The organism is Bacillus methanolicus (assembly GCF_028888695.1).
GTDB lineage: Bacteria > Bacillota > Bacilli > Bacillales > Cytobacillaceae > Bacillus_Z > Bacillus_Z methanolicus_B.
On record NZ_PNFF01000001.1, the window covers coordinates 1592092 to 1610849 of the forward strand.

Annotated in this window: 21 protein-coding genes and 1 pseudogene; 4 read left to right on the forward strand and 18 right to left on the reverse strand. The window is 38.9% G+C overall.

Going from position 1 to position 18758, the window contains the following annotated elements; genetic code table 11:
- Positions 1-170: 170 nt before the first annotated feature.
- Positions 171-341: a YjcZ family sporulation protein gene (locus tag C0966_RS07940; RefSeq protein WP_425535940.1), complete on the reverse strand. Its 171-nt coding sequence runs from the start codon at positions 339-341 to the stop codon at positions 171-173.
- Positions 342-529: 188 nt separating this feature from the next.
- Between C0966_RS07940 and C0966_RS07945 the strand changes: the two genes are divergently transcribed.
- Both C0966_RS07945 and C0966_RS07950 read left to right on the forward strand, forming a co-directional pair.
- Positions 530-1645: an SGNH/GDSL hydrolase family protein gene (locus tag C0966_RS07945; protein WP_274854741.1), complete on the forward strand. Its 1116-nt coding sequence runs from the start codon at positions 530-532 to the stop codon at positions 1643-1645.
- Positions 1646-1747: 102 nt separating this feature from the next.
- Complete coding sequence (locus tag C0966_RS07950; protein WP_274854742.1) at positions 1748-2329, forward strand: DUF502 domain-containing protein; 582 nt, start codon at positions 1748-1750, stop codon at positions 2327-2329.
- Positions 2330-2589: 260 nt separating this feature from the next.
- Here C0966_RS07950 and msrB read toward each other — a convergent pair whose 3' ends face one another.
- Positions 2590-3018, reverse strand: a complete 429-nt coding sequence (gene msrB, locus C0966_RS07955; protein WP_274855740.1) for a peptide-methionine (R)-S-oxide reductase MsrB — start codon at positions 3016-3018, stop codon at positions 2590-2592.
- Positions 3019-3102: 84 nt separating this feature from the next.
- Positions 3103-3567, reverse strand: a pseudogene (gene msrA / locus C0966_RS07960) (peptide-methionine (S)-S-oxide reductase MsrA); the annotation flags it as partial.
- Positions 3568-3781: 214 nt separating this feature from the next.
- On the opposite strand from msrA, the gene C0966_RS07965 reads away from it, so the two are divergent.
- Entirely contained in the window at positions 3782-5155 is a 1374-nt protein-coding gene (locus C0966_RS07965) for an RsmF rRNA methyltransferase first C-terminal domain-containing protein (protein ID WP_274854743.1), read from the forward strand.
- Positions 5156-5257: 102 nt separating this feature from the next.
- On the opposite strand, the gene C0966_RS07970 is transcribed toward C0966_RS07965, so the two are convergent.
- The 10 genes from C0966_RS07970 to C0966_RS08015 form a co-directional block, all read right to left on the reverse strand.
- Positions 5258-5836 carry a YpmS family protein gene (locus tag C0966_RS07970; protein WP_274854744.1) on the reverse strand — a complete coding sequence of 193 codons (579 nt, stop codon included), beginning with the start codon at positions 5834-5836 and terminating at the stop codon, positions 5258-5260.
- A 5-nt stretch (positions 5837-5841) separates the two neighbouring features.
- Positions 5842-6675, reverse strand: coding sequence for an SGNH/GDSL hydrolase family protein (locus C0966_RS07975; RefSeq protein ID WP_274854745.1), 834 nt, complete (start codon positions 6673-6675; stop codon positions 5842-5844).
- A 100-nt stretch (positions 6676-6775) separates the two neighbouring features.
- Positions 6776-7354, reverse strand: coding sequence for an SCO family protein (locus C0966_RS07980; protein ID WP_274854746.1), 579 nt, complete (start codon positions 7352-7354; stop codon positions 6776-6778).
- Between the two features lie 145 nt (positions 7355-7499).
- Positions 7500-7751 (reverse strand): DUF2535 family protein, encoded by a 252-nt coding sequence (locus tag C0966_RS07985; RefSeq protein WP_274854747.1) that lies wholly within the window; start codon positions 7749-7751, stop codon positions 7500-7502.
- Between the two features lie 151 nt (positions 7752-7902).
- Positions 7903-8649 carry a twin-arginine translocase subunit TatC gene (gene tatC / locus C0966_RS07990; protein WP_274854749.1) on the reverse strand — a complete coding sequence of 249 codons (747 nt, stop codon included), beginning with the start codon at positions 8647-8649 and terminating at the stop codon, positions 7903-7905.
- A 66-nt stretch (positions 8650-8715) separates the two neighbouring features.
- Positions 8716-8907, reverse strand: coding sequence for a twin-arginine translocase TatA/TatE family subunit (gene tatA, locus C0966_RS07995; protein ID WP_274854750.1), 192 nt, complete (start codon positions 8905-8907; stop codon positions 8716-8718).
- 146 nt (positions 8908-9053) lie between these two features.
- Entirely contained in the window at positions 9054-10322 is a 1269-nt protein-coding gene (ilvA, locus tag C0966_RS08000; protein ID WP_274854751.1) for a threonine ammonia-lyase IlvA, read from the reverse strand.
- A gap of 385 nt (positions 10323-10707) precedes the next feature.
- Positions 10708-11193, reverse strand: a complete 486-nt coding sequence (locus tag C0966_RS08005) for a dihydrofolate reductase (protein WP_274854752.1) — start codon at positions 11191-11193, stop codon at positions 10708-10710.
- Positions 11190-11984, reverse strand: a complete 795-nt coding sequence (locus C0966_RS08010) for a thymidylate synthase (RefSeq protein ID WP_274854753.1) — start codon at positions 11982-11984, stop codon at positions 11190-11192. Before C0966_RS08010 ends, C0966_RS08005 begins: the two co-directional genes overlap by 4 nt.
- 106 nt (positions 11985-12090) lie before the next feature.
- On the reverse strand, positions 12091-12792 hold the full coding sequence (locus tag C0966_RS08015) for an anthrax toxin lethal factor-related metalloendopeptidase (RefSeq protein ID WP_274854754.1): 702 nt from the start codon (positions 12790-12792) through the stop codon (positions 12091-12093).
- Positions 12793-13016: 224 nt separating this feature from the next.
- Between C0966_RS08015 and C0966_RS08020 the strand changes: the two genes are divergently transcribed.
- On the forward strand, positions 13017-13253 hold the full coding sequence (locus C0966_RS08020; protein ID WP_274854755.1) for a hypothetical protein: 237 nt from the start codon (positions 13017-13019) through the stop codon (positions 13251-13253).
- 44 nt (positions 13254-13297) lie between these two features.
- Here C0966_RS08020 and C0966_RS08025 read toward each other — a convergent pair whose 3' ends face one another.
- From C0966_RS08025 to ilvD, 5 genes are all read right to left on the reverse strand, one after another.
- Positions 13298-14083, reverse strand: coding sequence for a TerC family protein (locus tag C0966_RS08025; RefSeq protein WP_274854756.1), 786 nt, complete (start codon positions 14081-14083; stop codon positions 13298-13300).
- A 225-nt stretch (positions 14084-14308) separates the two neighbouring features.
- Positions 14309-14917 carry a YpjP family protein gene (locus C0966_RS08030; RefSeq protein WP_274855742.1) on the reverse strand — a complete coding sequence of 203 codons (609 nt, stop codon included), beginning with the start codon at positions 14915-14917 and terminating at the stop codon, positions 14309-14311.
- Between the two features lie 546 nt (positions 14918-15463).
- Positions 15464-16237, reverse strand: a complete 774-nt coding sequence (locus tag C0966_RS08035; protein ID WP_274854757.1) for a class I SAM-dependent methyltransferase — start codon at positions 16235-16237, stop codon at positions 15464-15466.
- A 98-nt stretch (positions 16238-16335) separates the two neighbouring features.
- On the reverse strand, positions 16336-16770 hold the full coding sequence (locus C0966_RS08040) for a BrxA/BrxB family bacilliredoxin (protein ID WP_274854759.1): 435 nt from the start codon (positions 16768-16770) through the stop codon (positions 16336-16338).
- A gap of 78 nt (positions 16771-16848) precedes the next feature.
- The gene (ilvD, locus tag C0966_RS08045; protein WP_274854760.1) at positions 16849-18561 is read right to left on the reverse strand and encodes a dihydroxy-acid dehydratase; all 1713 of its coding nucleotides are present in this window, start codon (positions 18559-18561) and stop codon (positions 16849-16851) included.
- Between the last annotated feature and the right edge of the window lie 197 nt (positions 18562-18758).

The window sequence follows — 18758 nt, forward strand, 5'->3', positions numbered from 1 at the left end:
CTATATCAGATATAATTATTATCGTCAACGTTTTTTACGAACTATTTTCACTAAATATAATTTTAATGTTCGTTTTTAGTTATTTTACAAAAAAATCAGACTATTTTCAAATAAAAAAGGATTGTCTCGCTAAAAAAGTGAGACAATCCTTTTTCTATATCCAAATTCCTTTACCACTTTCCAAAACAGCTGGCACCGATGATAATTAAAAGAATGAACAACACAACAATTAACGCAAACGAATTATGGCACCCGGCACCTGCAACAGGGTAACAGTAGGCAGGGCCTGTTGCAACAGGCGAAGTGTAACCACAGCTATCATAGCCGTAATACATGGACATCACTCCTTTTTTTGTTGGCAATTCCCTTTTACAATATGAACTGTGTACTTGACCCGCATGTGTTTTCGCCCATTTTAAAAACTTTTCATAAAATAACTGTTTCAAAAAAATGAATCTTTTAAGCAATTTTGTTTTAAGTTATATTTAAGGCAAAGATTGACTGTTTGCTACAGGGGGCTGCTGCATGGATGAAGACAAAAAAGATTTTTGCTCTCGGGCCGCTGATTGTTCTGTTTTTGATCTTATATTTGGCAGAAAATTTGACGAAAGCTGAACTATCTAAAAGTTTGACGATTTATGAGAAACTTTCCAACGAAATGACCTATCATTACCTAATCGTAGGCGACAGTATCGGAAGAGGTTCCGGTGCAGAAGATAAAAGCAAAACATGGTTCCATCAACTTGAGGGATTCATCAAAAACAAATACGGAAGCAGCGCAAAAAGATATTCTGTTGTACAAAGCGGAGCTACTGCTTTTGAAGGAATTTATAAGCTTCAAGAAGCAGTTCTTCCGGAACAAATCGATTTAGCTTTTATTGTGTTTGGCGAAAATGACCGCAAACATATGAATTCCGGCCAATTCGCTTACTTTTATGAAAAACTGATCAGACAAGTCAAAAAGCGTTATCCTTCTGCAGAAATTTTCACCTTTACTGAAAGCTGTTTAAACAATGAGCCGTTCGCTGAAGAGATCAGAAGAATTTCTAAACATTATGGCGCGACCAACATTGATATGAGAGTGCCGTTCCGGCAATCAACATTCACAACCGCCGAATTAACAACCGATTTAATCCATCCAAATGGAAAAGGATATAAGCTGTATGCGAAAGAAGTATTCAAAACACTGGAAAAAAACATGTTTAAAAAAGAAATAAAGCCTGTATTGCCTACCCCGTTATTTAAACATGTCGACAGCAAGCTTCAAAGTATTCGTTCTTTCAAAGAAAAAAAAGGATTTTATTATAATCAAGGGTTTTTGTTCAGCACTGGTAAAGATAATTTCATTGAATATGAATTCACAGGACCTTTTCTTGGCGTCACTGTCCTGCAAAACGAGCAAGGCGGGTTAATGGATGTTTATCTAAATGATGAATATTATACAACCATCTCTACATGGTGGCCTCTTGAAAAGATCAGGCATTTGTATATTGCCAGTGATTTAAACGAAGGACCAAACCATGTAAAATTTGTCGTAACAGGCGAAAAATCGCGAAATAACGTTACTGATAAGGCTGATGTGAAAATTTCTTCAATTATTGTCGCAGAGAAAAAGAAGGCCAAACAGCAAAGGAAGCCCTTTTAACAGGCTTCCTTTTTTTCGGGAAAAAAATAAATATTTGATATTGCTGAAAAAAAAGTGTATAAATCTAATTATCTATAAAACGAAAACAGGAGATAGAAACTTATGAAGAGTATTTTTCGCAATTTTATTAACGGGATTCTGACGATTGTTCCGATTATCCTTGTTATTTATGTAGTCTTTAAGACGTTTCTTTTCTTAGACAGCTTGCTCGGGAACGTACTGAAGCCGTATTTAAAAGAGGATTACATTCCCGGAATCGGACTGCTTGCAACGCTTGTTTTGATCACGGTTTTAGGCTGGCTGTCTACGAAATTCTTGACGGGAACAATCATCAAGTTAATTGATCGGCTGCTTGAAAAAATTCCGATCGTAAAAACGATTTATTCCGTTATAAAAGATACAATCCACTCTTTTCTCGGCGATAAAAAATCTTTTTCAAAAGTCGCACTTGTAACCGTTCCGGGAACAGAAATGAAAAGCATTGGGTTCATTACCGCTGAAAACCTTGAAACTTTTTATGATCCACTAAAAGATTACACAGCTGTTTATATTCCGCAAACCTTTCAAGTCGCAGGATTTACTTTCTTAATTCCGAAAGAACAAATTGAGATCATCGATGTAAAACCGGAAGATGCCATGAAGTTTATCCTTTCCGGCGGCATGACATCAAAAAACGTGCATTGAGTTTTAAACTCCCAACCCTTAACATGGAAATAACTTTCATTATAAAACAGAACCAACATAATAAGGCGGTGTGAGCGAAGCCAAGCTCTAAATATTTACTAAGCTAAACAAGTATCTTGCTAAAGCTAAGTTGCCATCTCTATCTTTGTTAGCGTAGCTCCGCCCCTTTTCCACAAAAAAGAAAATCAAGCCGGATAAATTGAAAGGGGCTGTCTCTTTGCAATATGAGTCAGCCCCTTTCTTATTTTTCCACCACTGAATTATTTATCTTCTTCAAATAAAGACAAATATTCTCCGTAGCCCTCTTCTTCCAATTTTTCCTTCGGGATAAATTTTAATGCAGCTGAATTAATGCAGTATCGCAAGCCGGACGGCCCCGGTCCATCATTGAAAACATGGCCCAAATGAGAATCAGCGGATTTGCTGCGCACTTCTGTCCGAATCATATTATGGCTCAAATCCAATTTTTCAACGATTTCTTCTTCTTCAATCGGTTTGGTAAAACTTGGCCAGCCGCAACCGGCATCATATTTATCCTTCGAACTGAACAATGGCTTTCCGGATACGATATCGACATAAATTCCATCCCTTGTTTCATTCCAGTATTCATTGTGAAACGGCGGCTCTGTGCCATTGTTCTGTGTAACTTCAAACTGCATTGGAGTCAATTTCTTTTTTAGCTCGTTCATATCTTTATTAATCATCTTATCACGCCAATGCTTTCTGATAAAATCTTCCCTGCCTGATGCTTTATTATACGCTTCATACCTGATCGGATTCTTTTTGTAATAATCTTGATGATAGTCTTCCGCAGGATAAAACGGCTTGGCCGGCAATATTTTTGTCACAATCGGCTTATTAAAACGGCCGCTTTCCTCAAGCTGCTGTCTTGATTGCTCTGCTAACTGTTTTTGCTTGTCGTCGTGATAAAAAATGGCAGTCTGATAGGATGTTCCCCTGTCATAAAACTGGCCGCCCGGATCGGTAGGATCAATTTGCTGCCAATAGATTTCAAGCAGTTTTTCATATGGGAAAACTTCCGGATCAAATGTAATTTGAACGGCCTCATAATGTCCTGTCGTACCTGAGCATACCTCTTCATAAGTAGGATTTTCAGTGTCTCCTCCGGTATATCCGGATACGATTTGAATAATGCCAGGCTGTTCATCAAAAGGCTTGACCATGCACCAGAAACAACCTCCGGCAAACGTTGCAAGCTCATAATTTTTTTCTGACATAATATCATGCACCTCTTTTCAATCAGCATTCAACTCTGTATTTATAGCATATAGAAAAACGGAGGCTTATGCAAAAAAAAACATCTTAACGGTTATGTCAAACGTTTTTATAGGAGAAATAGATCACGGCTTGACTTTTCGCCGGAGAATCGTGAAGATATTTTCATGTAGTTTTGATTCCGGCATGGCCGAGCGATAGGAAAGGAGCTTATTTGTGAAATTACCTGAAAATTTTATTGCGAAAATGTCCGACCTTCTTGAAAACGAAGCTGAAGCATTTTTACATACATACACGAAAGAAAAAGCAAGCGGATTAAGGATAAACCCAATAAAAATATCTTCTGAACAATGGGAGCGTCTTTCTCCTTTTTCCCTGCAAAAAATTCCCTTTGTTCAAAACGGCTATTATTATGACCCAAATATAGATCAGCCGGGAAAACATCCTTATCATGCCGCAGGTTTGTATTATATTCAAGAGCCAAGCGCCATGTTTGTCGCCGAACAGCTCGATCCTAAAGGGACTGAAAAAGTTCTTGATTTATGTGCTGCACCAGGCGGAAAGACGACCCAGTTAGCCGGGTTAATGAATAATAAAGGCTTGCTTTTGGCTAATGAAATTCATCCAAAGCGCGCCAAAGCACTGTCTGAAAACATTGAACGCCTCGGCATTACAAATACGGTTGTGACAAATGAAACACCGGAGAAATTGGCAGAAAGATTCCCCGGCTACTTCGATAAAATTCTTGTCGATGCCCCATGCTCCGGGGAAGGAATGTTCCGAAAAGATGAAGAGGCAATTGAGTTTTGGAGCGAACAGCATGTGGAAGCCTGCGCTTTACAGCAAAGAAAGATATTGGATTCTGCTTATAAAATGCTGAAAGAAGGGGGTACCCTCGTTTATTCGACATGCACGTTTTCTCCTGAAGAAAATGAACAAGTGATTGAATATTTTATCGAAAAATATCCGGATATGGAATTGATTAATATACAAAAACCACCTGGAGTAGATCACGGGAATCCATTATGGTCAAAATCGAAAAATAGTGAATTAACGAATACGGCAAGACTTTGGCCGCACCATCTGAAAGGTGAAGGGCATTTTGCAGCAAAGCTGCGTAAAACCGGGACCGAAACCCCGGTACGAGTAAAGCCGGCTTTTAGCAATGTCACAAAAAATCAGGTGTCTGATTACTTTAAGTTTGTAAAAGAAAGTTTATCCCGAATCCCTTTCGACAATTTATTTTTGTTTCATCAGCAGCTTTATTCCCTACCGGAAGACTGCTTTGATTTGTCGGGATTAAAAGTTCTTCGAGCCGGCCTCCACTTAGGGGAATTGAAGAAAAACCGCTTTGAACCGAACCATGCACTCGCCCTGGCGCTAAAGCAGGAAGAGGCTGTCCATACATTTTCTCTTACAGCTGAAAATGACAGTTGGCTTCGGTACGTAAAAGGAGAAACTTTTTCAAGCGAAGGAGACAGAGGCTGGATGCTAGTTACGATAGACGGCTTCCCGCTTGGATGGGGAAAAGAAGCAAAAGGAACATTAAAGAATTTCTATCCAAAAGGCCTGCGAATACAGGGGGCATAATAAAGTAAAAGTTCCATCAGGAAAGAGCTTAATACCCGTTCATGCGGATTAAAAGAGGGCCGGCACAATACGGGAAAACTCCGTAAGAGCCCTGCCCTTTTTTTACTTGGTTGGAACTAACAAAGTAAATTGAATATTGTCTTCTTTTAAATCGAACTCATTTACTTTCACTTTAATATCGCTTTTCAGCTTCAATTTTTGAAGAGCTACATAAACCATTTCGTCATTTGGAACAATTGTTACCCAATCAGGCAGATGGTAACTGTCGCGGACAATTTTCAGCACATAGGAAACCGGCAGCTGCAGCTGGCCGATGGAAATCGATTTTTGCTTTAAAACGAGATTACCGTTTTCTAAAGCTTCCGGTTCAAATGTTAATCTCATTTCGAGATCCCTGCCGAAGAAAGGCATCGTGCCGTACAATTCCACTTCGTCCCTGAGCAAAACTTTGTAATCGACAGGCCCGGTTAACCCTTCTTTTTTAAGATAATGATTAATGACTTTGTTCAAATCTTCTTTATTCGTATCAATAACAAACTTCACATTCTCGCCATTATCCACTCTTGCCATTTCTGTTTCCTTTTTATCAGAAGGCAAGTTAATGAGAACAAAGAAAACAGCAACAAACGAAATATTGATCCCAAGCAAAAGAAAAAATAATATTTTCCATTTATTTTTCATTTCAACTAGTTCTCCTCTTTTTTCGCAGTGATCCTTTCTTCGGTGAGCTCCTCAAATCCCTGGCTTTTAAGGGTTTGAAACATTCTTTCTGCAATTAGTTTATACCCTTTGTCATTTGGATGAAAATAATCCTTGTGGAGTAAATTCTCCGGCGATTCCATGAAAATATCTGCTACCTCAACAAAATAAGCTTTGTTATATTGTGAAAGAATCGTTCTGCTTGTATTGTTCCAGTCAGAAATGACTAAATTCATTTCTTTAATATCAGAAAACCATTTAAAAAATGGATTATACAGTCCAAGCAGCAAAACGGTACTGTCCGGATTAAGCGTTTTGACCTTATCAATAATCTTATTTAATCGGTTCTTATACAATGCTTTTTCCCCTTCAAAATCCTGAAGCTTTAAATCCGAAAAATTTTCCCGGACTACTTTCATGACGTCATTGCCGCCGATCGTGATGACAACAATATCAGCCTCTTTAATCGCTTTCTTCACTTCAATTGTTTCCAGCCGTTCTAACAGCTGTGACGTTTTATGTCCTCTTACACCAAAATTATAAAATTCGGCATTGTTGATGGACTTCTCTTTTTCAAGCATTTTTTCAAGGTAAGGCAAATAGCCGCCTCGTCCCGTACTGTCGCCGACACCTTCTGTCAAAGAATCACCGATAGATACAACTTTAATATCCTTTGGGAAAAATTCTTCGTGAACTTCTTGTTTTAAACTTATTCCCGTTTGTTTTATAGAATTAACCCTTTCGCTTCCGGAAAAAGGAGAATAATTGAAAATAATGAAAAGAAATAAGCAGATAAAAAGAAAGGTGAGCACCTTCTTCATCAAATCACCTGCCTTATAATTTTATCCTTTATTATAACATGATTAAGAATCATCAGAGGAAAAATGCATTTGTACAGAAAAAAATAGGCCTTCTTCAGGCCTATTGTAGTGCTTTAATATCACTTATTATTTCATCAAAAGGAACTTCATTTAAACCTGTATATTCTTTCATCACATTTCCATTCTTGTCGACAAGATAGAAACTTGTTCCGTGAATAACTTGATCACCCTGCTTCGGTTTTTTAACTAACGCTTTAAAATTGTCGAGCGCAAATTTTTCAATTTCTTCCTGCTTATAGCCTGTTAGAAAATGCCAGTTACTTTGATCAGCGTGGTATTTTTCGCCATACTTTTTCAAAGTTTCAGGATCATCAACAGTCGGATCAACGCTGAACGAAACAAATTCTATGTTCTCAATTCCTTCTTCTTTCACCTTTTTTTGCAGTTTTGCCATGTTAAAAGTCATCGGTGGACAAACATCCGCACAATTCGTAAAGATAAAATCAGCAACCCAAACTTTTCCTTCAAGATCTTTTAAGCCAAACGGCTCTCCATTTTGATTTGTGAAATTAAAATCTTCAAGCGGTCGATTGATCGCATCCTCTATTTTACTTTGACCGCACGCAGAAAGGATCAATACGAGAATAAGTACTGTCAAGCCAATCAACTTATGTTTCATAATTACATTCACCTGCTATTCTTATATACTCGTGATTCATTCTAGCAAACGATTATGAAAGAAAAAAGAAAAATGTTTGACAAACTTGTGAAACACGGCTTTAAACACATAAAAAGAGTACCGGTAACCCGATACTCAGAATGTATTAAGCATTATTCTTTAATTCTGTTGAATTGAAAATCTGTTCATAAACAGGCCATTTCAGCACTCTCTTTAAATGGTTTCTAAATGAATAGCACTTTCTTGCCTTTCTCTCATGGTAAAGTGTTGTAATAAAAGTTTGCAAACGGACTTGGATCATAAAATAAAAAGGGTTATCTTCCTCCAATACAGGAATATCAATGACTTTTACCTTCTGTCCAACTACATTTTTGAACTCCAGGCTTTTAAATAACAAAATATCAATCCTCTTTTTCACCCGTTTGACTATATTATACCCTATTTCCCGCTCGAAATGTGCCTGAATATGAGAAAAAGAAAAATATTTGTGAAGAAAGAATTAGAAAAAAAACTTGCTGCTTCCGTATATTTTTTATTCATACCATTACTTAAACTTCCTCACCATATTCTTCATTCCAGTCCTGTTCTTTTTTTAATTTGCGCTTATAAACGATTTTCGATAAGTTGATGCTGATTTCGTAAAGGAATAATAATGGAATCGACACTAAAATATCTGACATAAAGTCCGGCGGCGAGATAATGACAGAAATAACAACTAAGACAAAGTATGCATATTTGCGCACTTTTTGCAAAACGTACGGATTAATAATGCCAAGAGATGTAAGGAACATGACGACAACCGGCAGCTCAAAAAGCACACCGAACGGCAAAGTCATGTGCATAAGAAAGCGGAAGTATTTTTCCGCAGTAAAATTTGTTTCCATTAAATCTCCGCTCAACTCGACCAAAAAATTCAAGACGGTTGGGAAGATGACAAAATAACCGAAACAAAGACCTGCTATAAAAAGAAAAAATAATGCCGGAATATAAGTCAGGGTAACTTTTCTTTCATTCGGTCTTAATGCCGGTCTTACAAACAGCCACGCCTCAAGCGCAAATACCGGGATTGTGGCAGCCACAGCGATGACAGTGGCCAACATAAAATAAACCCAAATGACATCGCTTGGACCGAGAACGATTAATTTTACATCCAGGTCGCGTACGAGCCATTTATAAATATCTTTCACATATATAAAACTAACGACAAAAAAAATCAAAAATGACGCAACGGTTATGATCAGGCGCTTTCGCAATTCTTCTAAGTGCTCGACTACATTTAATTCCTTGTCTTCCATTTCAATCTCCTGCCTAATCTCTGCTTGAGAATAAAAATAAAGAAAAGGTGCAGAAACTTCTACACCTTATTTCAGTTCTTTCTTTTTGACATCATCAAATTCTTCCATGACATCGTTTGTTAGATCACGTGTTGATTTTTTAAATTCACGCAATGTTTGGCCAAAGGCACGGCCGATTTCCGGAAGTTTTTTCGGACCGAAAATAATTAATGCCAGAACAAGTATAAGTATTAAACCTGGAACACCGATATTTGACATACAGTTACATCCCTTTCAGTCAGCGTTGTAAATCTACCATGATTATATTATTTTTTCATAAAGCATTCGTTATTTAAAAGAAAAAGTTCATAAGATGTTCATAAATTTCATTCATTTTAAGTTAATGTAATCGTTTATATAGTACACTAAACGAGCAAATGATACAAGTTGCTGTCTTTATTAATTTCCTGAAACGGAAATCCCTTTTTTTTCATTCGCGAAATTAAATCATGGTAGTCTTCTCTATGCTTAAGTTCGATGCCCACGAGAGCCGGTCCATTTTCTTTATTATTTTTCTTTGTATATTCAAATCTTGTAATATCATCAGTTGGTCCAAGAACTTCATCCAAAAATTCCCTTAAGGCGCCTGCACGCTGCGGAAAATTTACGATGAAGTAATAAAGCAATCCTTCATATTGAAGGGAGCGCTCTTTAATCTCTTGCATCCGCCCAATATCGTTATTGCCTCCGCTGATCACGCAGACAACGGTCTTTCCTTTTATTTCGTCTTTGTAAAAATCCAAGGCCGCAATTGGCAATGCTCCGGCAGGCTCAGCTACAATCGCATGTTCATTATACAACTCCAAAATGGCCGAACAAACTTTTCCCTCCGGCACGAGCAAAATGTCATCAACAAGTTCACGGCAAATATCCAATGTTTTTTCACCAACAGATTTAACTGCAGCTCCATCAACGAATTTATCAATATCTTCAAGTGTGGTGACAGCTCCCAATGATATTGACTTTTTCATTGACGGTGCACCCTCTGGCTCTACACCAATTAATTTTGTAAGAGGAGAAATACTTTTAATATATGTGCTTAACCCTGACATAAGTCCGCCGCCGCCAATGCTGGCAAATACAAAATCGATCGGCTCTTCACAGTCATTTAATATTTCAACCGCAACGGTGCCTTGACCGGCAATGACGGTTTCATCATCAAATGGATGGATAAATGTACGGTTTTCCTTTTCTGCGCATAAAACTGCTTCGTTATATGAATCATCAAATGTATCGCCGACAAGAATAATTTCCACATGCCCTCTCCCGAACATTTCCACTTGGCTGACTTTTTGTCTTGGGGTTGTTGACGGCATAAAGATTTTCCCGTTCACGCCAAGCTGCCTGCAGGCATAAGCAACGCCCTGGGCATGATTGCCGGCACTCGCGCATACAACACCATTCGCTAATTTTTCCTCGCTTAGTGTTTTCATTGAATAATAAGCTCCACGCAGTTTAAAGGAACGCACATGCTGGAGATCTTCCCTTTTTAAATAAATGTTGCACTCGTACTTTTCTGATAATCGTTCATTTTTTTGAAGCGGTGTATGGGCGACAATATCTTTAAGCTGCTGATAGGCGATCAAAATATCCTCAACATGTACCCATTTCTTTTTCAATACTTTCTGTTCCATCTTCATCCTTCTCTCTTAACCTTTATGATTTGTACATTATACCATGTATCTATGCACTTTCAAGACAAATATTTTAAATTTTTTGTTTTTTTAACGATCATACACCAGAAAGATAAGTTGCCATTTCTATCTTTGTTAGCGCAGCTCCGCCCCTTTTCCTAAAAAACAACATGAGTATTAAACTCCCAACCCTAACATGGCAATAGCTTTCATTATAAAACAAAACCAACATAATAAGGCGGTGTGAGCGAAGCAAAGCTCCAAATATTTACAATGCTAAACAAGCTTCTTGCAAAAGATAAGTTTCCATTTCTATCTTTGTTAGCGCAGCTCCGCCCCTTTTCCAAACAAAAAAACAGCCGAAAGATTCGGCTGCTTCGTCGGTTTATTTTCGATGATAAATTAGAAATTCATAATCGTAAGGATTTTTTTCATCCTTTATTCCTTTTTCTTGTGAGAGGAGTTCCCATTCTTCCATATTAAGCTCAGGGAAGAATGTGTCTCCCTCAAATCTGTCATAAATTTGTGTCAAATACAGCCGGTCTGCAAACGGTAATATTTGTTTAAAAATTTCCGCTCCGCCGATAACGAAAACTTCTTTATTTTTTTCAGCTGCATAATCGACAAGCTCTTGAACGGAATGAAGAACCGTACATCCGTCGCATTGAAAATCGTTCTGTCTTGTAATGACAATATTTTCTCTACCCGGAAGATTCCTGCCGATCGAATCGTGCGTTTTTCGGCCCATCGCAATTGGATGGCCCATCGTCACCCGCTTAAAAAATTTTAAGTCTTCCGGCAGGTGCCATGGGAGTTGATTGTCTTTTCCGATCACACGGTTTTCATCCATTGCCCATATTAAAGAAATCATACACTGACAACCCCTTTAATATGCGGGTGAGGATCATAACCCTCAAGAACAAAATCTTCGTAGCGGAAATCGAAAATATCGTTCACATCCCTGGCTATTTTCATCTTTGGAAGCGGACGGGGATCCCTTGTTAATTGAAGTTTTACTTGTTCAATATGGTTCAGATAAATATGGACATCCCCAAACGTATGTATAAATTCACCAGGTTCAAGGCCGCAAACTTTCGCAATCATGAATGTCAATAATGCATAGGAAGCGATATTAAATGGTACTCCGAGGAAAACATCAGCCGAACGTTGATAAAGCTGGCAGGATAGTTTCCCGTCTGCGACATAAAATTGAAACAAACAATGGCACGGCGGAAGCGCCATTTTCGGAAGATCGGCCACATTCCAGGCACTGACGATCAATCTTCTGGAGTTCGGATTGTTTTTAATTTGATCAATCAGCTCGCTGATTTGGTCAATCGTTTGGCCGTCCGCTCCGGTCCAGGACCGCCACTGATGCCCGTACACCGGACCAAGATCCCCATTTTCATCGGCCCATTCGTTCCATATCCGCACCCCATTTTCCTGAAGGTACTTGACGTTTGTATCACCTTTTAAAAACCATAGCAATTCATGGATAATCGATTTTACATGAAGTTTCTTTGTTGTTAACAGTGGAAAACCTTCCTGCAAGTCAAACCTCATTTGATAGCCGAACGTGCTGATTGTTCCTGTTCCAGTACGATCATCTTTTACAATTCCATTATTTAAAACATGCTCGCAAAGCTGTAAATATTGCTTCAACGATACCACCTCTTTACTCGAAGATTCAAACTTGTGTGTCTTTCCTATTGTATCTTAATAAGGATCTTTATGGAACAACTCCCACTGACGAAGAGGTCTTTTTACATCATTTCAGATTTTTGATGAATCGGTAAGTTGCGGGAGCTTTTTGTTTTAATTCCTGCTTATATTTTCCGCCAAGGTAATACATCGCAAAGCTTTCAGCAAAATATTCTTCGGGAAATGTTAAAAAGTAGGCTCTCCCAGGGAATAAATTATTTCTTTCTAGTTCCCATATTCTTAAAAATGTTTCTTCGTATCGAATTTCATTATATACATACCGGTCGATGGAATGTGCCAGTTCATGAAGTTCTAGATTGACTGAACCGTGCCCTTTTCCTTTTTCACTGGAGCCGATCTTCACTAGAACTGTCTTCGCTCCTCCTATTCCGGGCACCTCATCCCATGTTGTCCCATTTTTGTAGCCGCGGGGAATGATGCCGCGCAAATGTTGTGCGGAAGGATTGTCCGTCAGCTTGCCTTCAAATAATTTTACTGAAATCCCTTTTTGGGCTGCTTTTTTCAGCATGGATTCAGGGAGATTATCGATGTGAGAGATGATTGAAGCAGCTTCCTTCTGGTCAAAAGGCCCCTCCGGCAGCAAAATCATGTCACCGAGAATATCGGGAGATTGGAGGTTCAATTGATCCTTGAGGACAGAGTGGCTTGAAAAATCTTTTAATTTAATGCTGTCAATCGGCGACGGGGAATTTCCCAATAATGCAAGGGAAACAGAAACAACGGAAACCATTCGAAACCACTTGCGCATAAAAATCATCCTTCTGCAAATCTTGGAAGCTAGTTAATAGGAACTATAGAAAAATCGGAAATTATTATTCATATTATAGCATACGAGATTTGCATACAGAATTCGCTAGTCTTTGAGAAAATCAGGAAGTATTGGGAAAATTGCCGATACGCCTGCTGAAACCCCTTTCATCTTTGTTCTTGTCCGTGCATAAGCTTGAGTATGAACTCAAGAAGGTGAACTCAGTGAGGTTTTTATACGGAAGAACGTCTCCAAAGCGCCTTGCCGCTGAGTTGGAAGCCGTTCAATCAACAATGCTATCAAGTTATTTTATCATCGTTGATTTATTGATCTTCTCTGTTTTCTTTACCATTTTACTTATGAAAATATTTCATTCGTTTTTATCCGCATTGGCATTTTGCCTAGCCTTATATTTTTTTGGAATCATCTTGTTTCTGATTTTGCGAAAATGGTTTAAATAAGGGGCCAGACCCCTACTTTGGTAGGGTCTGGCCCCAATTTGAACTTATAGTACATTCTCTTTTTTATGTTCAGCTGTTTCTTTTTTCTTATTCAAGTTGTGAATGACAAAAGTGATGCCAAATATAATTAACAGGAGAATCAAAAAGTAAATATGGTCTAAATGAAAGCCGAATACTCCAGCCATCATTTTTGCAGCAATAATGAAAATCAAAACATATGCAGTTGTTTCTAGCTCAGGTACTCTATCAATCAGTTTTATAAATACTCCGGCTACTCCGCGCATCATTAAGATACCAAGCATACCGCCCAATAACAGAATCCAGATTTCCTGACTGATGCCGAATGCAGCCAAAACGCTGTCGACAGAAAAGGCAATGTCCATTAATTCTACCGATATAACTGTTCCCCAGAAAGTACCAAACAATCGAATCAGCAGACCATTTTTATCAATACCTTTAACTTCTTCTGGCTCATGTTCCTCGCCCTTTTTCTTATCCATAAAATATTTTATCGATAACCAGGCCAAATACGATGCACCGAGTACCTTCACCCACCAAAGTTTTATTAAAAATACACCTAAGCCGATTGCGATAAACCGGAAAGTATACGCTCCCAACAATCCATAGAAAAGCGCTTTTTTCCGTTTCTCCGTTGGCAAATGTTTCACCATTACAGCCAGCACTAAAGCGTTATCGGCTGACAATAATCCTTCGAGAATGACAAGTGTTCCAATTAACCCCAAGCTGACAGGGTCTGTTAAGACTTTCACCCACATATCCCAGTCGAAAAATTGGGAATATGTTTGAATAATACCTTCTAGTAATGACATTAATGTTTTTCCTCCCGGTTGTAAATCAAAGCATAGAAAGGGGCTGACTCGTAAAGGGTCTGGCTCCTTCCGACATTGACAAAATATAGAATGGTTTTATTAGTGCTTGTCTATATGATGTCTTGGAGGGGTCTGGACCTTTACTCTTGAGTCAGCCTCAAATGAATAGTCTTAAAAACTCATAGAAACATTTTTTCATAAAAAATGATTTTTTTCAATTCTGTTCTACACACTTTTCCACTTCGGCGGGGTGTTTTTATCCCAATAAATAGACCCGAGATGGTGATGGGCCTGGAAATTGTCATGGTGTGTATGATAATGAAAATTAAACCAGTAGCCTTCAAGTGGCGGATGATCCCTTCTTACATGAAAACGGATCAGATCTGTTTTCGTCCGGCTGTCCATGATATGGAAAATTTTCTCTGAAGTGCCTCCTCCGGGAACTTCCGTAACTTCAAGACGAGACAGCTCCTCATTCGGGTACTGGGCAGCAACCGTTGCAATTGCTTTTTCAATGTTGGGAAGAATCAATTCTTTAAATTCATCCTCAATGACGGGCTTAATTCTCGGTCCGAATTTTCTGTATGATTGTTCCTCTGCTTCCTTAACCATATTTTGAATAAATACATCCTTGACTGATGATGCTTCCTCAAAATTGCTTTCTTCTGCCGTAGTTTCATCCAATTTCTCTGCAGAATCGGATTCATATGTATCCCGTTTCGGCTGCTTTTGTGCGTTTGCATTGTCATATAAAAAGTCCGGAGACGGGGTAACCATACCTAACGTTAATATGGATACAAGTACGACGAATGATTTTCGAAGCCATTTAGGCATACTGGTCAACACCTTCCTTGGATTAGTTGCTGAAAATTGGGTAAAGATGCCGGGATTACGTTTCTTAATTGCCTTTTTAATAAATGGCATTCATGTGGTCCGCCATGCTGTTGTTTATTGAAAACCAACCAAACATATAAATGCCTGCTGCTTTTCCATGCTATTATACTTTTTATTACGTAAAAATGAGTAAAAATGTTTCATTTTTTTTCATTAAGGTTAAAATAAAAATAATATCATTCTTCTTTGAATAGTCATAATTTTGGAACTACTATTACTATTAATAGACTAAGGGGGTTTTTGTTGTGGATTGGAGTTTAGCAATCGTTATCGGCTGCCTTTTGATGATGGGCTATTTTGTGTATCTGGCAATCGCGGACTAATAAATAAAGAGGAGCGGACTTTTCCTCTCCTCCTTTTTCGGGGTCTGGCCCTCAATCAATTAACGCATTATCGCATTAGCGCAATGAGGGTCTGGCCCGCGATCAATTAACGTATTAACGCGTTAATGCGGTGAGGGCTATGCTTTCACGCAGTGGCGCTTTTCTATTTCTCAAGCACGCCGAAATGAAATTTAGCCGTTTTCCTTTTATAAACATGAAATCCGAACTTTTCAAACCGAGAACTTCTAAAATGATCTTTTAGCACAATTCGTTTCCTTGCAACCCTCATCGCTTCATTCATTAATTCTTCATCGAGATCATGATAAACCGCAAATTTCGTCAGTGCCTGAATTCCATCTGATTCGAGAATATTCTCTTCAAACATCGGATCAAAATAGACAACATCATAGCTTTCATCTGCAAGAGATTGCAAATATTTTTTTGAAAGGCTTGAGACGACATTGATTCTTTTCATTGCTAGATCCATCATCTCAAGACCTGAATTCCACTTGCTTAAACCTTTTTCTACGATATAAGCTAAATATGGATTGGCTTCAACTCCTGTCACCTCACCTTCTTCACCTACAGCGAAGCTTGCAATTATACTGTCGGAAGCAAGCCCGAGTGTACAATCAAGAAAGCTCATTCCCAGCTTTAATTCTGCTGCTTCAAGAAATGGATCATGCTCCCCCTTTAACAGCCTTTTAATTCGAAACATTGCCGAATTCGGATGAAAAAAGAAAGGATCTTTTTCCCCTAATGGATATAATTCGAGACGTTCTTTCCCAACTACGATACAATCATCTTGCAATATGCGTTGAATCGATAGGATCGAATGCTTTTTCCTTTCTATATATTTCACTTGCAAATCTTTTGCAATTTGTTTTGCTTGTTCAATCATTACCTCGTTTGTTCGTCCTGCAGTCGTTACAAACATGTTTTCACCTGAATATATGTTTTTTTAGAAGCGTAAAAAGAAAAAGGACGCCTTTCGGACATCCCTTTCATACAAATTATATAGATGCTTTTTTGCGATTAGCAATGTTGTTCAAATGCGGCTAAGAGGTTTTCCATTATCTCTTCCATTGGATGGTCTTCAATATCATGGCGCGGAATAAAATGAACAACTTCTTTTCCTTTTAAAAGAGCCATTGACGGAGAAGATGGTTCATAGCCTGTGAAGTATTCGCGCATTTTTGCGGTTGCTTCTTTATCTTGTCCGGCAAAAACTGTAACTAAATGGTCCGGTTTTTTGTCACTCCGCAATACTGCTTGTGTTGCTGCAGGGCGGGCAAGGCCGGCTGCACATCCGCATACTGAATTTACAAAGACAAGTGTAGTGCCTTCAGTGTTTTCCATAAATTCTTCTACATCATTAACAGTGAGAAGTTCTTTAAATCCGGCCTGCACGAGTTCCTCACGCATCGGTTTTACCATTTGCTTCATATATTCTTCATATGCCATGGACATATAGTTACCCCTCCCTTTCTATATTTGCAATGTAAGCATACTATAATCCATGCTTACATTGCAATTTTACTGTCGGGATTAGAGCTTCAAAGTTTCTTTCGCCGGTGCATCTTCAAAGTAATCAGTCACCGCACCTCTTGACGCACAGGAAACGAGTCTCGCATATTTCGCCAATGCTCCTCTGGTTGGCAATGCAGGCGGCTCCCAGTTTCGTTTTCGTTCTTCAAATTCACTTTCTGTCAAAGCAACCGAAATCTCTTGCGTTTCACTGTCAATGGTGATCATGTCACCATTTTGAATAAAGGCGATCGGACCGCCGACTTGTGCTTCCGGAGCAATATGACCGACTACAAGGCCATGGGTTCCTCCTGAGAAACGGCCGTCTGTTAAAAGCGCTACGCTTTCGCCAAGTCCTTTTCCGACAAGAATTCCGGAAATGGAGAGCATTTCAGGCATTCCAGGACCGCCTTTAGGCCCTTCATAGCGGATAACTAATACATCCCCCGGTTGTATTTCTCCGTTTAAAACTGCTTTCGTAGCTGATTCTTCGTCATCAAATACTTTCGCTGGTCCGGTATGCCGTGTTACTTTTAAGCCTGAAACTTTTGCTACTGCACCGGCAGGCGCAAGGTTCCCTTTTAAAACGACAAGAGGGCCTTTTTCCTTGAGCGGCTTATCAAGTGGATAAATGATTTTTTGGCCTTCTTTCAAGTCAGGGGCTTCAGCAAGGTTTTCTGCCAATGTTTTTCCGGTAACTGTCAAGCAGTCTCCATGCAACAGGCCGGCATTAAGCAGCATTTTCATTACAGCCTGTACTCCTCCAGCCTCATGCAAGTCCTGCATAACGTATTTGCCGCTTGGCTTCAAGTCAGCGATATGCGGAACTTTTTTCTGAATCCGGTTAAAATCTTCAAGTGAAAGATCAACTTCGGCAGCATGGGCAATCGCCATTAAATGTAAAATCGCATTTGTTGATCCGCCTAAAGCCATTACAACGGTAATCGCATTTTCAAATGCTTTTTTCGTTAAAATATCACGGGGGCGAATATCTTGTTCAAGCAAACGGTAAACAGCTCGTCCCGCTTCATAACAATCATTTCGTTTCTCATCTGTTTCTGCAGGGTTCGAAGAACTTCCCGGCAAGCTCATACCGAGTGCTTCAATCGCGCTTGCCATTGTATTGGCAGTATACATTCCTCCGCAAGAACCGGCGCCGGGACATGCATGACATTCAATCTTATGCAGGCCTTCCCTATCGATATCTCCTTTATTATATTGGCCGACACCTTCAAAAGCGGAAACGATATCAATATCTTTTCCATTTAATTTTCCAGGTTTGATTGTTCCTCCATAAACAAACAAAGAAGGCAAATTCATTCTCGCAATGGCCATCAAACAACCGGGCATGTTTTTATCACAGCCTCCGATTGCGACAAAACCATCTAAATTTTCAGCACCTACAACCGTTTCAATCGAATCGGCAATGAGATCACGGCTCGGCAGGGAATATCTCATTCCCTCTGTTCCCATAGAAATCCCGTCCGAAACGGTAATCGTATTAAATACAAGCGGTGCACCGCCTGCATCCTTTGCACCTTCTTTCGCTTTGAAGGCTAGTTCATTAATATGTATGTTGCAAGGGGTTACCTCGCTCCATGTACTGGCAATCCCGATCATCGGTTTTTTGAAATCCTCATCGGTAAACCCAACTGCCCGAAGCATTGCTCGGTTCGGAGCTCTTCTTTCATCATCACTAATTACATGGCTGCGAATTCTTAAGTCTCTAGTCATCTGATCTTCCTCCGAATTTTATTTTCTTTCAAATATAGACCTTTTCACAAAAATTTTCAATAATTTTGTAAAATTTTAATGTTTTTGATTATTTGAAAACGTTTTCAAAATTAAATTTGCGTTAATTGTCGTTAATTGCGGAAAAAATATAATATTTGGTTACAATTTAATAATCGCGGTTATTTTGAAAAAATAGC

Bases quoted from the DNA above. Each gene is read 5' to 3' on its own strand.
- C0966_RS07940 (WP_425535940.1), bottom strand. From the start codon at position 341: ATGTCCATGTATTACGGCTATGATAGCTGTGGTTACACTTCGCCTGTT.
- C0966_RS07945 (WP_274854741.1), top strand. From the start codon at position 530: ATGAAGACAAAAAAGATTTTTGCTCTCGGGCCGCTGATTGTTCTGTTT.
- C0966_RS07950 (WP_274854742.1), top strand. From the start codon at position 1,748: ATGAAGAGTATTTTTCGCAATTTTATTAACGGGATTCTGACGATTGTT.
- msrB (WP_274855740.1), bottom strand. From the start codon at position 3,018: ATGAACGAGCTAAAAAAGAAATTGACTCCAATGCAGTTTGAAGTTACA.
- C0966_RS07970 (WP_274854744.1), bottom strand. From the start codon at position 5,836: ATGAAAAATAAATGGAAAATATTATTTTTTCTTTTGCTTGGGATCAAT.
- C0966_RS07975 (WP_274854745.1), bottom strand. From the start codon at position 6,675: ATGAAGAAGGTGCTCACCTTTCTTTTTATCTGCTTATTTCTTTTCATT.
- C0966_RS07980 (WP_274854746.1), bottom strand. From the start codon at position 7,354: ATGAAACATAAGTTGATTGGCTTGACAGTACTTATTCTCGTATTGATC.
- tatC (WP_274854749.1), bottom strand. From the start codon at position 8,649: ATGGAAGACAAGGAATTAAATGTAGTCGAGCACTTAGAAGAATTGCGA.
- tatA (WP_274854750.1), bottom strand. From the start codon at position 8,907: ATGTCAAATATCGGTGTTCCAGGTTTAATACTTATACTTGTTCTGGCA.
- ilvA (WP_274854751.1), bottom strand. From the start codon at position 10,322: ATGGAACAGAAAGTATTGAAAAAGAAATGGGTACATGTTGAGGATATT.
- C0966_RS08005 (WP_274854752.1), bottom strand. From the start codon at position 11,193: ATGATTTCTTTAATATGGGCAATGGATGAAAACCGTGTGATCGGAAAA.
- C0966_RS08015 (WP_274854754.1), bottom strand. From the start codon at position 12,792: ATGCGCAAGTGGTTTCGAATGGTTTCCGTTGTTTCTGTTTCCCTTGCA.
- C0966_RS08025 (WP_274854756.1), bottom strand. From the start codon at position 14,083: ATGTCATTACTAGAAGGTATTATTCAAACATATTCCCAATTTTTCGAC.
- C0966_RS08030 (WP_274855742.1), bottom strand. From the start codon at position 14,917: ATGCCTAAATGGCTTCGAAAATCATTCGTCGTACTTGTATCCATATTA.
- C0966_RS08035 (WP_274854757.1), bottom strand. From the start codon at position 16,237: ATGTTTGTAACGACTGCAGGACGAACAAACGAGGTAATGATTGAACAA.
- C0966_RS08040 (WP_274854759.1), bottom strand. From the start codon at position 16,770: ATGTCCATGGCATATGAAGAATATATGAAGCAAATGGTAAAACCGATG.
- ilvD (WP_274854760.1), bottom strand. From the start codon at position 18,561: ATGACTAGAGACTTAAGAATTCGCAGCCATGTAATTAGTGATGATGAA.